This is a genomic window from Serratia proteamaculans, from assembly GCF_013337185.1.
Taxonomy (GTDB): Bacteria; Pseudomonadota; Gammaproteobacteria; order Enterobacterales; family Enterobacteriaceae; genus Serratia; species Serratia proteamaculans_D.
In genome coordinates, this window is record NZ_SWDE01000002.1 from 420,950 (window position 1) to 435,464 (window position 14,515).

The following is a 14,515-nucleotide window of genomic DNA, read 5'->3' on the forward strand; positions in this document are numbered from 1 at the left end:
TTGCACTCATGCCGGGCAAACACAGGCTTCAAATCGCCCTTACCGCACCGATTAATGCATGAAACAAGCATATTCACGGCTTTACATGCGCCGACCGCACATGTACCATTGAGCTAGTACAAAAGAACTCACGGTCAGTAAGACCATTCAGGAGCAAAAATGTCCGCGGACACCATCCAGAAGCTTTCCCGCCCTTCGGTCCTTGGCGGCGCGATGATCATTGCAGGCACCGCCGTCGGCGCCGGCATGTTCTCCATTCCTATTGTAACTTCTGGCGTGTGGTTCAGCGGCTCTGTCGCGCTGCTGATTTATACCTGGGCCTGCATGCTGATCTCTGGCCTGATGATCCTCGAAGCCGCGTTGCACTACCCGAGCGGTGCCAGCTTCAACACCATCGTCAAGGATCTGCTGGGTAAAAGCTGGAACGCCATTAACGGCATTTCCATCGCCTTTGTGTTGTACATCCTGACTTATGCCTATATTTCCGCCGGTGGCTCAATTATCGCCCACACGCTGGAAGGGATTGTTGGCGTCGGGCAGACCACCGCCGGGCTGGTGTTTGCCATCGTGGTGGCGTTTATCGTCTGGTTGTCCACCCGCGCGGTCGATCGCCTGAGCACCATTCTGATCGGCGGTATGGTGATCACCTTTGTGATGTCGGTGGGCGATATGTTCACTCATGTGCAACCGGCCGTCTTGTTCAACCGCGACGACAGCCAGGCCAGCTATCTGCCTTACGCCCTGGCGGCGCTGCCTTATCTGTTGACCTCGTTCGGCTATCACGGCAATGTGCCGGGACTGGTGAAGTATTATCACAAGGATAGCGGTGCCGTGGTGCGTAGCCTGGTGTATGGCACGCTGCTGGCGCTGGCGATCTATATCCTGTGGCAGTATGTGATCCAGGGCAACATCGCCCGCGACGCCTTCCGGCAGGTGATTGCTGAAGGCGGCAATATCGGCAGCCTGCTGAAACAGATGGGCAACGTCTCCAGCAGCCAGACCGTGGGCCAACTGCTGAGCGCCTTCTCTTATATGGCTCTGGCCAGTTCGTTCCTTGGGGTCTCGCTGGGCCTGTTCGATTATCTGGCGGACTTCTTCAAATTCAGCGATGACACCGCCGGGCGCAGTAAAACCGCGTTGGTGACCTTCGCGCCACCGACCATAGCCGCCCTGCTGTTCCCGAACGGCTTCCTCTACGCCATCGGCTTCGCCGGGCTGGCGGCCACCATTTGGGCGGTGATCGTACCGGCCATGATGGCACGCGCCAGCCGTCGCCGCTTTGCCCAGGCGCAATATCGCGCTCCCGGCGGCCGGGGGATGATCCTGTTTATCATTCTGTTCGGGGTGGTCAACGCCGTCGCACACATACTGGCATTGCTCGGTCTGTTGCCGGTCTTCAAGTAATACCGCAGGGGATGGCGCTCGCCGTCCCCCTTTTCCGCCACTGTTTTTGCTTGATCTGCTTGCCTGAAATCATCGGCGCGAGTAACTTGTCGCAACTTCCCAAAAACTCTTTATTGCAGGTTATTTTATATGGCAAAGGCTAACGAAATTAAGCGTGGCATGGCGATCAGCTACAACGGCAAACTGCTGCTGGTGAGAGACATTGATGTGCAGAGTCCAAGCGCTCGCGGTGCCAGCACCTTATACAAAATGCGTTTCTCTGACGTCCGTACCGGGCTGAAGGTAGAAGAGCGTTTCAAGGGCGACGATATTCTGGACACCATTAGCCTGTCCCGCCGCAAGGTGAACTTCTCTTACATCGACGGCGAAGAATACGTGTTTATGGATGACGAAGATTACACTCCTTACATCTTCAAGAAAGACCAGATCGAAGACGAATTGCTGTTCATTCCTGAAGCCGGCCTGCCGGGCATGCAGGTGCTGACGCTGGACGGCCAGGTACTGGCGCTGGAACTGCCGCAAACCGTGGATATGGAAATTGTCGACACGGCGCCGGGCATCAAAGGTGCCTCTGCCAGTGCCCGCAACAAGCCGGCCACCATGGCGACCGGCCTGACCATTCAGGTGCCGGAATACCTCAGCCCCGGTGACAAAATCCGCATTCATATTGCCGAACGCCGCTATATGAGCCGCGCCGACTAGTTGAAATTCAGGGGCCGATTATGGCCCCTGTGTTTTATCGCTACGGTAATTCAGGGAAGAAACGGCGTTTGAGTGCCAGCTCGACACCGCGCAGTTCCGCCAACCCTTTCAGACGACCAATTGCCGAATAACCCGGATTGGTTTTTTTCTTCAAGTCATCCAGCATCTGATGCCCATGATCGGGACGCATCGGTATCGGCCGGGTATCACCCGCCTGATGACGACGCTGCTCCTCACTGAGGATCGCCTCAATCACCGCCACCATATCGACGTCGCCTTGCAGGTGCGCGCCCTCATGGAAACTTTTCGGGTTATCTTCACGGCAGGTTGCGCGCAGATGGGTGAAATGGATGCGATCGCCAAAGGTTTCAATCATCCGCACCAGATCGTTATCCTCACGCACTCCATAAGAGCCGGTACACATGGTGAAACCGTTATACAGGCTGTCGACCGTCTGCTTGAACCACTGCATATCTTCAAGGGTCGAGACAATGCGTGGCAGGCCCAGGATCGGCCGTGGCGGATCGTCCGGGTGTACCGCCAGCCGCACGCCGACCTCTTCTGCTACCGGCACAATGGCGCGCAGGAACACCGCCATATTCTCACGCAGCTGCGCCTTGTCGATGGCGTCATACTCGGCCAGACGGGCGCGGAACTGATCTAGCGTATACCCCTCTTCAGCCCCCGGCAGCCCGGCGATGATATTACCGGTCAATTTGGCGATATCCGCCTCGCTCATGGCAGCAAAGCGCTCGGCGGCCTGCTGTTGCTCTTCCTGCGTGTAATCCTGCTCTGCCCCCGCGCGTTGCAGAATATGCAAATCAAAAGCCGCAAAGGCAATTTGATCAAAGCGTAACGCTTTTGACCCGTCGGGCAGCAAATACTCCAGATCGGTACGTGTCCAGTCGAGGATCGGCATAAAGTTGTAGCACACGGTGTCGATGCCGCAGGCCGCCAGGTTACGCAACGATTGCTGGTAATGGGCGATGTGCTGTTGGTAGTTACCGCTGTGAGTTTTGATCTCTTCATGTACCGGGATGCTTTCTACCACCGACCACACCAATCCTTTCTCCGCCAACAACGCCTGACGGGCCTTGATCTCTTCGATCGGCCACACCTCGCCATTCGGGATATGGTGCAAGGCGGTGACTACGCCGGTGGCGCCGGCCTGGCGCACATCGTCAAGAGAGACAGGATCGTTCGGCCCATACCAACGCCATGTTTGTTCCATTATTTATCCTTGTAAAAATCGCCCAGTATTGTGGTGGTGATCGAGATTGCACCGTTTTGACAATCTTGTTATACCAAATTTAAATAGATATCGGTTATCTTTCACCTTACTCTTTCGCAACTGACTGTCAAAAGCGAAACCCTGATTGGTTGATCCACTTCACGGTTCTGGCTTATTTTGGGCTGAGCAATGTTATTAGCCCCCTTACAGCCTTACACTGGCGGCAGAGAACTCATGCGAAAAAGGTAAGCGCCGTGCCGTTTCCCCTTCGCAAAACTGGTCTGATAACTTTTCAAAAGTTCCCGGCCAGCACCTTTTACCCAGCTTGGAGCCATGCATGAAGACTATCGCCAACTCACCGCTTCCCGACGCCGTCCAGCAACCGCGCTATGACCGCAGCACATTACAGAGCCGCATGGTGCACATTGGATTCGGGGCCTTTCACCGCGCCCATCAGGCACTGCTGACCGACCGGGTATTGAACCGTCAGGGGGGAGATTGGGGGATTTGTGAAATCAGCCTGTTCGGTGGCGATACTCTGTTCCAGACGCTGCGTCAGCAAAACCATCTTTATAGCGTTCTGGAAAAAGGCGCTGCGGGAAATCAGGCGATAATCATCGGTGCAGTGCATGAAAGCGTGCACCGCAAACTGGAAGGGATCGGTGCCGTACTGGAAAAACTGGCGGAGCCGCAGGTCGCCATTGTCTCAATGACCATCACTGAAAAAGGCTACTGCATCGAACCGGGCAGTGGGAAACTGGATCTGCAACACCAGGGGATCCGCGCCGATCTTGCCAACCCCGCTCAACCCATCACGGTGCCCGGCATTCTGGTCGAAGCCCTGCGCCTGCGCCTGGAACGTGGCCTGCCCGCCTTTACCCTGCTCTCTTGCGATAATATTCCCGAAAACGGCCATGTGCTGCGCAACGCCATCATCGGCCTGGCGCAGGCGCGTGACGGTGCCCTGGCAGAGTGGATCACTCGCCAGGTCAGCTTCCCCAGTACCATGGTCGACCGCATTGTTCCCGCCGCCACCCCGGAAACGCTCGATGAAGTGGCTGCCGCACTGGGCGGCGTACGTGATGAATGCGCCATCGCCTGCGAACCCTTTATCCAATGGGTGGTGGAAGATAATTTTGTCGCGGGCCGTCCGGCCTGGGAACTGGCCGGTGCACAGTTGGTCGATGACGTACTGCCTTTTGAGCAAATGAAGCTGCGCATGCTGAACGGCAGCCATTCCTTCCTGGCCTACCTGGGTTATCTGGGGGGGTATCAGTATATAAACGACTGTATGGCCGACGAGTCTTATCGCCAAGCAGCGCACCACCTGATGCTGGCGGAGCAGGCACCGACGCTCAGCGTCAGCGGCATCGATCTGGCCGCCTATGCCACAGAGTTAATTGAACGCTACAGCAACCCGGCGCTGCAACATCGCACCTGGCAAATCGCCATGGACGGCACGCAAAAATTGCCGCAGCGGATGCTGGATTCGGTGCGTTGGCATCTGCAGCATGGCGGCAGCTATGCCGGTTTGGCGCTGGGCGTGGCGGCCTGGATGCGCTATGTCGGCGGCGTAGATGATGCCGGTCAGCCGATTGATATCCGCGATCCGCTGCTGACAACGCTGCAACAGAGGGTAGCCGCAACGCCGGATGATGAACAACGCGTGAAAGCCCTGTTAGGCTTGAAGGCTGTTTTTGGTGAACAACTGCCGGTTAACGAGGAGTTTGTGACGGCGGTGACCCGCGCCTATTTGTCCCTGCGTGACCGCGGGGCACGACAAACGGTGCAAAGCTGGGTGTCGACTCAGTTGGCTTAATACCCGGTTAACCCAGAGCCTGGCTTGGAAGGCGACGGGGAAAATGGCCATGCCGACTGTCCGGCATGGCCGAACGACTTAACGATAAACTACCGTCATTACTGCAAGTTTTTTCTGTTGATCCACCCACGTCATCTCGGTCGAACCTAAATTAAGTGGCAGTTCTTTGCGTGTAGCATCAAATTTTGACAGGGTTTGCTGGCCTTGATAGTACTGCCCATTGCGGTAACATTGTGTTTTGGCCGTTGAATCGGCGATGTTCACCGTGCAGGGACTTTCCACAATAGAACCAACAAAACGTATAACCCCGCCCGTGGTTCCTGCATAACTTGCTGCCGTCCATGAAAACAACATTCCTGCGATCAAAAATAACCGGAAGACATTCATGGCAACCTCATTTTTTGTTAAGCCATTTTAACCATAGAGGATCTTCTTAAGAATAATCGCAAGGTAAGGGGAATTATTTGGCGTTTAATCGGGCAATTAACAAAGAAAAAACAAGATACTAACAATCAGTATCCATGGCTAATTCATGGTTTTTACTAAGAATTTTCCGACAACTTATCGTGGATTTAGCCGGTTAAATATCGCATCTTAACCTGCCAAATTTGTGAGCTGGCGCAGGTTGAACAGCGCCGCTTAATTATTGATCAACCAATATTATTAACATCAGGAATAATTTATGACTAAAACTAACCTGATCACCGGTTTCCTCGGCAGCGGTAAAACCACCACCATTCGTCACTTATTGGCTAGCAAACCGGAACATGAACGTTGGGCAGTGCTGGTGAATGAGTTTGGTGAAATTGGTATCGATGGCGCATTGCTGGCAGACAGCGGTGCGGTGTTAAAGGAGATCCCTGGCGGTTGCATGTGTTGTGTGAACGGCTTGCCGATGCAGGTCGGGCTGAATATGCTGCTGCAACAGAGTAAACCTGACCGATTGTTGATCGAACCCACCGGCCTGGGTCACCCAAAACAGATCCTGTCCTTGCTGACGCAGGACAGCTATGCCGGTTGGATAGTTCTACAGGCTACCCTGTGCCTGTTGGACGCACGCCAGCTCAGCGAGCCGCGCTATCGGGAAAACGAAAATTTCCGCGATCAACTGGCGGCGGCCGACGTTATTCTGGCCAGCAAATGCGACACCTATCAGCCGCAGGATCTGCTGGCCCTGCAGCAATGGGCAGAGCAGGATCCCCAGCAGCGACCGCTTTATCACATTCAACAGGGCCAGGCGGATATCGCTTTGCTGGACCTGCCTCGCACGAATCGCACAGAATTACCGAATGCTCAGCAGCATCATAGCCATGCCAAAAAGCAGGGCCTGGCGGCATTGCGACTGCCAGAAAATTCACGCTGGCGGCGCGCGCTCAATCAAGGGCAGGGATTTACCAGCTGTGGCTGGATCTTTGACGCCGCCACGGTGTTCGATACCGTTGGCATTATGGAATGGATACGGCTGGCACCGGTTGAACGCGCCAAAGGCGTGGTACGCATTGCTGAAGGCACGCTGTTGATCAACCGCCAGGGGCAAGATCTCAACATCGAAACCCGTCCTGTCGCACCACTGGACAGCCGAATTGAGCTGATTCACAGCGATAACGCAGACTGGAACGCGCTGCAATCCAAGCTGTTTAACATTCGTTTAAGTTGACGTATTTACCGTTAGCACCCTTTTATTATTAGACTTACAACAGGTTATGCCATGACTCGCCGCAATTTACCCTTCATCATCTTCTTCAATTTACTGGGCATTGCGCTGTTTCTGTCCTGGTACCTGCCGGTTAACCACGGCTATTGGTTTACTCTGGACTCATCGATTTTCTTCTTCTTTAATCGTCATCTGGCGACGGATCCCGGTTTTCTGCATCTGGTGGCCATCACCAATAACCGGGCATTTGACGTAATTTCACTGGTCGCCATGGGGCTGCTGTACCTGTGCTTTTATCTGCAACAGGATGCTGCCGGTCGTCGTCGTTTGCTGGTAACCGGCGTTATCATGCTGCTGACCGGCGTGGTGCTGAACCAGCTTGGGCACCTGCTTCCGGTCAAGCACCCCAGCCCGTCGCTAAGTTTTGAGAATGTTAACCGCGTCAGTGAACTGACCGGCATTCCGACCAAAGACGCCTCCAGCGACAGCTTCCCTGGCGATCACGGCATGATGCTGATGATTTTCTCCTGCTTTATGCTGCGCTACTTTAACCGCCGCGCGTTTGCCGTCGCGCTGCTGATTACGGTGGTGTTTTCATTACCGCGGGTGATGATTGGCGCCCACTGGTTTACCGATATCGCCGTAGGTTCGCTGTCGGTGGTGCTGGTGGGGGCAAGTTGGTGCCTGATGACCCCACTCAGCGATGTGCTGATCCTGCGTCTTAACCGTATGCTGCCCGGCAAGCACCGCCCGGCCTAGCCATAACCCACAGTTATGACCGGTAGGAGGCCGTTGGCCTCCTGATAAATGCCTCGCCGCTTGCTGTTTATTTCCGCATTACCGCGTTAACGCTTCTGTCACCTAATTTCACGCAAAACCAACACAACGGACTATCAGCGTTTTTTATATGAAGATTTACATTATGTTACATCACAAATTCATATATAAAAGGGGGGAAAAAGGCTCGCAATCCCCAATCCGTTACGGTAATCTCGGATGCGTTTGTGCCTGGTTTAACTCGACTCAGCATCAAATCCTCTAAAAGTGTGCGTTCCAGCACATTTTCAGCGGTATCTGATTGTCGATAAAGCAGGTGCAGATTAGTCTCGTTCCGTTTGGCATTTTTCAGGTAGCGACTGACGTCGTTAAGGACTTCAAGGGAAAACAATAACAATGGTCAAATCTCAACCGTTTCTGAGATATTTTTTGCGGGTAGTACCTGCAATTGCCGCAGCGGTAATGCTCTCCGCATGTAGCACGACACACACTTCGAACTTGAATAACGCACAAACTGAGATGCGTGCAGTTAATGACAAAGATGGTCTTTTACTGCAAGCCTCTCAGGATGAATTCGAAGCAATGGTCCGTAACGTTGACGTTAAGTCAAAAATTATGGATCAGTATGCAGACTGGAAAGGCGTTCGCTACCGTTTAGGCGGTGAAACCAAGCGCGGCATCGATTGCTCAGCGTTTGTACAGCGCACCTTCCGTGAACAGTTTGGCATGGACTTACCTCGTTCTACCTACGAACAGGAAGACCTCGGCAAGAAAATCTTGCGCACCAAACTGCGTCCTGGCGATCTGGTGCTGTTCCGCGCCGGCTCTACCGGACGCCATGTCGGCATCTATTTAGGTAACGATCAATTCGTTCATGCCTCTACCAGCAGCGGCGTGATGATTTCGAAACTGAGCGATAACTACTGGAATAAACGTTATCGCGAAGCCCGCCGGGTGCTAACCAGCAGCTGATGGTGCAACCTTGATTGTCCTGAAGACCAAACGAGCGATAGAACGCTGCCTCCGGGCAGCGTTTTTTTTGCGCCGTAACCCTCCTCCCCTCTCCCCATTATCAATTCACGGTATTTTCAACATTGCCTCTTTTTATTTCACAAGATTATTGGAGTGAACTATGCCGACGATGAAAAATTCACCTATTATCGTCAAATGGGAAAACAGCGATAATGCCGGATTTAAACTATTATCAGCCATTAGATAAACGATGAATAATGACGACAACACCGTCATTGCGATATATTAGCCAGTCACTCTATAACAAAAACAAATTGATACGCCGTGCTCAGGGGGCAGATTTATGGGCTTGAAAAGGGCATTTGCACGCCACGTCTCGCATAGACGACGCAGCCTGGCGAAAAGCGGCATCGTGGCCCTGGTATTTTTTATCCTGTTTATGGCTATTACGCTTTCTTTGATTAGCCACCAGCGCACGCAATATCAAAGAGTGGTTGAGCAGCGCACCCAACAATTCACTAGCGACACTTTTAATGATCTAACGGAAGTCATGCGACAATTGATGCCGCTGACCGAACGTCCCTGTGCGACCAGCCAACCGGAGATTACCTATCAGGCCGCTTTTCATTCCGGTGTGCGCACCTTTATGCTGGTGAAAAATGGCTTTGCTTATTGCTCATCCGCCACCGGCGATATGATGCTGGCGCTGAAAAACATCTATCCGGAAATCGACCAAAATCAGCGACTGGATCTCAAGTTGCAGCAAGGCACCCCACTGGTACCGGGAAAACCGGCGTTCGCGGTCTGGCTGCGTCAGCCTGGCAAGGAAGATAGCGGGATACTGGCCACGCTGGATATCGGCCTGATGCCTCAACATATGTTCAATGCCAGCCCCGACAAAACCCAGGGTATTGCCATTATCCTTGGCGATCGCGCCCTGACCAGTTTTAGCCAGAATCTGATGCCGGTAAACCAGTTACCGGACGAGCAAGCCGATCGCATCTCCATCGCCGGCACCCCGATGACCATAGTGTTTTATAACCAAAAACTGACGCCCAACGATATCCGCCTGACTCTGCTGGGTAGTCTGGTGCTGTCATTAATGATCGGCGTGCTGTGCTATTACATGCTGCTGCTGCGCCAAAGCCCGGAACGCGCACTGATGCGCGGCATCAAACGCAATGAGTTCTTTATTGAGTATCAGCCGGTATTTCATACCCAATCCGGCTCCATTGGCGGGCTGGAAGCGTTGATCCGCTGGCAACACCCGATCGAAGGACGTATTCCGCCGGATCTGTTTATCCCCTATGCCGAAACCGAAGGCCTGATAGTCCCGCTGACGCGCCACCTGTTCCGCCTGATTGCCGAAGATGCCCCCAGGCTGGCAACGGCCTTGCCACAGGGCGCAAAACTTGGCCTGAATATCTCCCCTTCCCATCTTAGCGCGCCATCCTTCCATCACGACGTGTACGAACTACTGGCGCAGTTACCGGGCAACTACTTCACGCTGGTGTTTGAAATTACCGAGCGCGGGATGGTGGAAGAAGGCAGTGCGCTGGCCGAGTTCGACTGGCTGCATCAGCAAGGCATTGAAATTGCCATCGATGATTTCGGCACCGGCCACAGCGCACTGATCTATCTGGAACGCTTTAGCATGGATTATCTGAAAATCGACCGCGGCTTCGTCAACTCTATCGGCCGGGATACGGTCACCGCCCCGGTACTGGACGCCGTCATTTCACTGGCCAAGAAGCTGAAAATGCAAACCGTGGCAGAAGGCGTGGAAACCGCCGAACAGTTGCACTTCCTGCAGGAACAGGACGTTAACTTTATGCAGGGGTATTATTTCAGCAAGCCGCTGAGTATCGATAACTTTGTGGCCTTCTGCAACGCCCATAGTGTCATGGATTATCAAACGCTAACGACCTGAATCTTTTAACTTCTTTACCCTGCGCAGCGGCAGTAAATGCTATGCTGGCCCAGATTTAATCGACTTAACAGCAGGAGCTTACCGTCAAGATGTCCGTGCGCGTTTTTGCTGCCCTGGTGCTCTCAGCACTGAGTTTTGGCCTGCAGGCCGAAACCCTCAATGAAAGTTACGCTTTCGCCCAACTCGGTGAGCCGAAATACGCCACCGATTTCAGCCATTATGACTACGTCAACCCGGCAGCACCCAAAGGCGGCGACGTTAGACTGGCGGCGATTGGTACCTTTGACAACTTTAACCGCTATGCGCAACGTGGCGTACCCGGCGAGCGTACCGATGCGCTGTACGACAGCCTGTTCACTACCTCAGACGATGAAATCGGCAGCTACTACCCACTGATTGCCGAATCTGCCCGCTTCCCGGCCGATATGCGCTGGGTTGAAGTGGATATTAACGCTCGCGCCCGCTTCCACGATGGCACGCCCATCACCGCCGCCGACGTGGCCTTTACCTTCACCAAGTTTATGACCGAAGGCGTACCGCAGTTTCGCGTGGCGTATAAGGGCATATCGGTCAAGGCCATCTCACGCCTGACGGTGCGCATCGAATTTCCACAGCCGGATAAAGACAAGTTGCTCGGGCTGTTCAGCCTGCCCATTTTGCCGCAGAGCTTCTGGAAAGATCATAAGCTAAGCGAGCCACTGAGCACCCCGCCACTGAGCAGCGGCCCCTATAAAATCGCCAGTTATCGACTGGGCCAATACATTACCTATCAACGGGTACGCGACTACTGGGCCGCCAACCTGCCGGTCAACCGCGGCCGCTTTAACTTCGACAGTATCCGCTACGACTACTATCTGGATGACAAAGTCGCACTGGAGGCCTTCAAGGCCGGTGCCTATGACTTCCGCATCGAGGGGTCGCCAAAAAGCTGGGCGACCCAGTACCAGGGCGGCAATTTCGCCCGTAACTACATCATCAAACAGGATGAAACCAATCAGTCGGCGCAAAACACCCGCTGGATGGCCTTCAATATGCGGCGCCCTCTGTTCGCCGATCCTCGGGTGCGCGAAGCGCTCACGCTGGCTTTCGATTTCGACTGGATGAATAAGGCGCTGTATTACAACGCCTACCAACGAACCAATAGCTATTTCCAAAACACCCCCTACGCGGCCAGCGGCTATCCGGATGCGGCCGAACTGGCGCTGTTGGGCCCGCTGAAGGGCAAGGTGCCGGCGGAGGTCTTCACCAGTATCTACCAACCGCCGTCCTCTGACGGCAGCGGCAACGATCGGCAAAACCTGCTGAAAGCGACTCAGTTGTTGAAACAGGCCGGTTGGGAAGTCAAAAACCAGCAACTGGTGAACAGCAAAACCGGCCAGCCATTCAGCTTCGAACTGATGTTGCTGAGCGGCAGCAACTTCCAGTACGTCTTGCCGTTTCAGCACAACCTGAAACGACTGGGCATTGATATGCAGATCCGTGAAATCGACATATCCCAATTCACCAAGCGCATGCGCGACGGTGATTTCGATATGATGCCGACGGTTTATATGGCAATGCCGTTCCCTGGTTCAAGTCTTGAGACGCTCTGGGACTCCAAATACATTAACTCCAGCTGGAATATTCCCGGCGTCACCGATCCAGCCGTCGATAGCCTGGTCAGGCAGATCGCCGCGCATCAGGGCGACGAAAAAGCCCTGCTGCCACTGGGCCGCGCACTGGATCGGGTACTTACCTGGAACAGGTATATGTTGCCGATGTGGTATTCCAACCACGACCGCTATGCCTACTGGGACAAATTCTCTACGCCGTCGATCCGTCCGGCCTACGTGATTGGTTTCGATAACTGGTGGTTCGACGTTAACAAGGCGGCGCGTTTGCCGGCTCAACAACAATAAGGAGTCTGCGATGGCGGCTTATCTGATTCGCAGACTGTTGCTGATTATCCCGACCCTGTGGGCGATCATCACCATTAACTTTTTTATCGTGCAGATCGCTCCCGGTGGCCCGGTCGACCAGGCGATTGCCACTATCGAAATGGGCCAGAGCAGCGGCTTCGGCGGTGGCGGTTCAGGTGAAGGCCTGGGGCACGCACGTATTGGTGTCGGCAGTGCGACAGATAGCCAATACCGTGGCTCACGCGGGCTGGATCCCGAGGTGATCGCCGAGATCACCAAACGCTATGGCTTCGACAAACCGTTGCATGAGCGCTATTTCACCATGTTATGGAACTACATGCGCCTGGACTTCGGGGACAGTCTGTTCCGCGGCGCATCGGTGATGCAACTGGTGGGTCATAGTCTGCCGGTATCCGTCACGCTGGGGCTGTGGAGCACGCTGATTATCTACCTGGTGTCGATCCCGCTGGGGATCCGTAAAGCCGTTCATAACGGCAGCGCCTTCGATACCTGGAGCAGCACCCTGATTATCATCGGCTATGCCATCCCGGCCTTCCTGTTCGCGATTTTGATGATCGTGCTGTTCGCCGGTGGCAGCTACCTCGACTGGTTCCCGTTGCGCGGTCTGGTTTCCAGCAATTTCGATACCCTGCCGTGGTATGGCAAGATTACCGATTACCTGTGGCATATCACGCTGCCGGTGCTGGCGACGGTGATTGGTGGCTTCGCCACCCTGACCATGCTGACCAAAAACTCATTCCTCGATGAGATCCGCAAACAATATGTGGTCACCGCGCGCGCCAAAGGGCTGGACGAGAACAAGATCCTTTACCGCCACGTGTTCCGCAACGCCATGCTGCTGGTGATCGCCGGCTTCCCGGCGACCTTTGTCAGCATGTTTTTCACCGGCTCATTGCTGATCGAGGTGATGTTCTCGCTCAACGGGCTGGGGTTGCTGGGCTATGACGCCACCCTGCAGCGCGATTACCCGGTGATGTTCGGCACGCTGTATATCTTCACCCTGATTGGCCTGCTGTTGAATATCCTTAGCGATATCACCTATACCCTGGTCGATCCGCGCATTGATTTCGAGGCCCGCCAATGAGTCGCTTAAGCCCGATCAATCAGGCACGCTGGGCACGTTTTTGCCGCAACCGCCGTGGCTATTGGTCGCTGTGGATTTTTCTGGTGCTGTTTATCCTCAGCCTGGGCGCCAACCTGATCGCCAACGACCGGCCGCTACTGGTGCGCTACCAGGGCAGCCTGTACCTGCCGTTTATTATCGACTACAGCGAAACCACCTTCGGCGGCGAGCTTAATACCGCCACCGACTATCAGGATCCGTTCGTCATAAAACAGATCGACAGCCACGGCTGGGCAGTTTGGCCACCGATTCGCTTCAGTTACGACACCATCAACTTCGCCACCGAGGTGCCCTTCCCCTCGGCCCCTTCGCGCCAAAACCTGTTGGGTACCGACGGTAACGGCAGCGACGTACTGGCCCGCGTGCTGTATGGCTTTCGTATTTCGATGCTGTTCGGGCTGGCGCTGACGCTGTTTTCCAGCGTAATTGGCGTCTGTGTCGGTGCCATACAGGGTTACTACGGCGGACGTGTGGACTTGTGGGGGCAGCGCTTTATTGAAGTGTGGTCCGGTATGCCGACGCTGTTTTTGATTATTCTGCTGTCGAGCATCGTACAACCCAATTTCTGGTGGCTGCTCGGCATCACCATTTTGTTTGGCTGGATGAGCCTGGTGGGCGTGGTACGCGCCGAGTTCCTGCGCACCCGTAACTACGACTACATCCGCGCCGCACGCGCCATGGGGGTACAGGATCGGGTCATTATGTACCGGCATATGCTGCCCAATGCCATGGTGGCGACGCTGACCTTCTTGCCGTTTATCCTGTGCGGGTCCATCACTACCCTGACCTCCCTCGACTTCCTGGGCTTTGGCCTGCCGATCGGTTCTCCGTCGCTCGGCGAACTGTTGCTGCAGGGTAAAAACAACCTGCAGGCGCCGTGGCTCGGCATCACCGCGTTCCTGGTGTTGGCGGTGTTGCTGTCTTTACTCATTTTTATTGGCGAAGCGGTACGCGACGCCTTTGACCCCAGCAAGGCGTATTGAT

Annotated in this window: 12 protein-coding genes; 10 read left to right on the forward strand and 2 right to left on the reverse strand. The window is 54.6% G+C overall.

The window, feature by feature from the left end; genetic code table 11:
• The first annotated feature begins 159 nt into the window (after positions 1 to 159).
• Both mtr and yeiP read left to right on the forward strand, forming a co-directional pair.
• The gene (gene mtr / locus FCL49_RS12235; RefSeq protein WP_174353818.1) at positions 160 to 1,404 is read left to right on the forward strand and encodes a tryptophan permease; all 1,245 of its coding nucleotides are present in this window, start codon (positions 160 to 162) and stop codon (positions 1,402 to 1,404) included.
• Between the two features lie 129 nt (positions 1,405 to 1,533).
• Complete coding sequence (gene yeiP / locus FCL49_RS12240; RefSeq protein ID WP_174353819.1) at positions 1,534 to 2,106, forward strand: elongation factor P-like protein YeiP; 573 nt, start codon at positions 1,534 to 1,536, stop codon at positions 2,104 to 2,106.
• Positions 2,107 to 2,146: 40 nt separating this feature from the next.
• Here the strand turns inward: yeiP and uxuA are convergent, their stop codons facing one another.
• Positions 2,147 to 3,337: a mannonate dehydratase gene (gene uxuA, locus FCL49_RS12245; protein WP_174353820.1), complete on the reverse strand. Its 1,191-nt coding sequence runs from the start codon at positions 3,335 to 3,337 to the stop codon at positions 2,147 to 2,149.
• 337 nt (positions 3,338 to 3,674) lie between these two features.
• Here uxuA and FCL49_RS12250 point away from each other — a divergent pair, with 337 nt between their 5' ends.
• Positions 3,675 to 5,156 (forward strand): mannitol dehydrogenase family protein, encoded by a 1,482-nt coding sequence (locus FCL49_RS12250; protein WP_174353821.1) that lies wholly within the window; start codon positions 3,675 to 3,677, stop codon positions 5,154 to 5,156.
• 78 nt (positions 5,157 to 5,234) lie between these two features.
• Here FCL49_RS12250 and FCL49_RS12255 read toward each other — a convergent pair whose 3' ends face one another.
• Positions 5,235 to 5,543, reverse strand: a complete 309-nt coding sequence (locus FCL49_RS12255) for a type 1 fimbrial protein (RefSeq protein WP_174353822.1) — start codon at positions 5,541 to 5,543, stop codon at positions 5,235 to 5,237.
• A gap of 295 nt (positions 5,544 to 5,838) precedes the next feature.
• Between FCL49_RS12255 and FCL49_RS12260 the strand changes: the two genes are divergently transcribed.
• The 7 genes from FCL49_RS12260 (at position 5,839) to FCL49_RS12290 (ending at position 14,514) form a co-directional block, all read left to right on the forward strand.
• Positions 5,839 to 6,813, forward strand: coding sequence for a CobW family GTP-binding protein (locus FCL49_RS12260; RefSeq protein ID WP_174353823.1), 975 nt, complete (start codon positions 5,839 to 5,841; stop codon positions 6,811 to 6,813).
• Between the two features lie 51 nt (positions 6,814 to 6,864).
• Entirely contained in the window at positions 6,865 to 7,569 is a 705-nt protein-coding gene (locus FCL49_RS12265) for a phosphatase PAP2 family protein (protein WP_135317291.1), read from the forward strand.
• Positions 7,570 to 7,983: 414 nt separating this feature from the next.
• A complete protein-coding gene (mepS, locus tag FCL49_RS12270; RefSeq protein ID WP_135317292.1) occupies positions 7,984 to 8,559 on the forward strand; it encodes a bifunctional murein DD-endopeptidase/murein LD-carboxypeptidase in 576 nt (191 codons plus the stop codon).
• A 343-nt stretch (positions 8,560 to 8,902) separates the two neighbouring features.
• Complete coding sequence (locus FCL49_RS12275) at positions 8,903 to 10,489, forward strand: cyclic di-GMP phosphodiesterase (RefSeq protein WP_174353824.1); 1,587 nt, start codon at positions 8,903 to 8,905, stop codon at positions 10,487 to 10,489.
• Between the two features lie 89 nt (positions 10,490 to 10,578).
• Positions 10,579 to 12,387, forward strand: a complete 1,809-nt coding sequence (locus tag FCL49_RS12280) for an extracellular solute-binding protein (RefSeq protein ID WP_174353825.1) — start codon at positions 10,579 to 10,581, stop codon at positions 12,385 to 12,387.
• Between the two features lie 10 nt (positions 12,388 to 12,397).
• Entirely contained in the window at positions 12,398 to 13,492 is a 1,095-nt protein-coding gene (locus FCL49_RS12285) for a microcin C ABC transporter permease YejB (RefSeq protein ID WP_174353826.1), read from the forward strand.
• Positions 13,489 to 14,514, forward strand: coding sequence for an ABC transporter permease (locus tag FCL49_RS12290; RefSeq protein ID WP_174353827.1), 1,026 nt, complete (start codon positions 13,489 to 13,491; stop codon positions 14,512 to 14,514). The genes FCL49_RS12285 and FCL49_RS12290 overlap by 4 nt, the downstream gene beginning before the upstream one ends.
• Position 14,515 lies beyond the last annotated feature (1 nt).

Coding starts and splice junctions, on each gene's coding strand:
- mtr (WP_174353818.1), top strand. CDS start 160: ATGTCCGCGGACACCATCCAGAAGCTTTCCCGCCCTTCGGTCCTTGGC.
- yeiP (WP_174353819.1), top strand. CDS start 1,534: ATGGCAAAGGCTAACGAAATTAAGCGTGGCATGGCGATCAGCTACAAC.
- uxuA (WP_174353820.1), bottom strand. CDS start 3,337: ATGGAACAAACATGGCGTTGGTATGGGCCGAACGATCCTGTCTCTCTT.
- FCL49_RS12250 (WP_174353821.1), top strand. CDS start 3,675: ATGAAGACTATCGCCAACTCACCGCTTCCCGACGCCGTCCAGCAACCG.
- FCL49_RS12255 (WP_174353822.1), bottom strand. CDS start 5,543: ATGAATGTCTTCCGGTTATTTTTGATCGCAGGAATGTTGTTTTCATGG.
- FCL49_RS12260 (WP_174353823.1), top strand. CDS start 5,839: ATGACTAAAACTAACCTGATCACCGGTTTCCTCGGCAGCGGTAAAACC.
- FCL49_RS12265 (WP_135317291.1), top strand. CDS start 6,865: ATGACTCGCCGCAATTTACCCTTCATCATCTTCTTCAATTTACTGGGC.
- mepS (WP_135317292.1), top strand. CDS start 7,984: ATGGTCAAATCTCAACCGTTTCTGAGATATTTTTTGCGGGTAGTACCT.
- FCL49_RS12275 (WP_174353824.1), top strand. CDS start 8,903: ATGGGCTTGAAAAGGGCATTTGCACGCCACGTCTCGCATAGACGACGC.
- FCL49_RS12280 (WP_174353825.1), top strand. CDS start 10,579: ATGTCCGTGCGCGTTTTTGCTGCCCTGGTGCTCTCAGCACTGAGTTTT.
- FCL49_RS12285 (WP_174353826.1), top strand. CDS start 12,398: ATGGCGGCTTATCTGATTCGCAGACTGTTGCTGATTATCCCGACCCTG.
- FCL49_RS12290 (WP_174353827.1), top strand. CDS start 13,489: ATGAGTCGCTTAAGCCCGATCAATCAGGCACGCTGGGCACGTTTTTGC.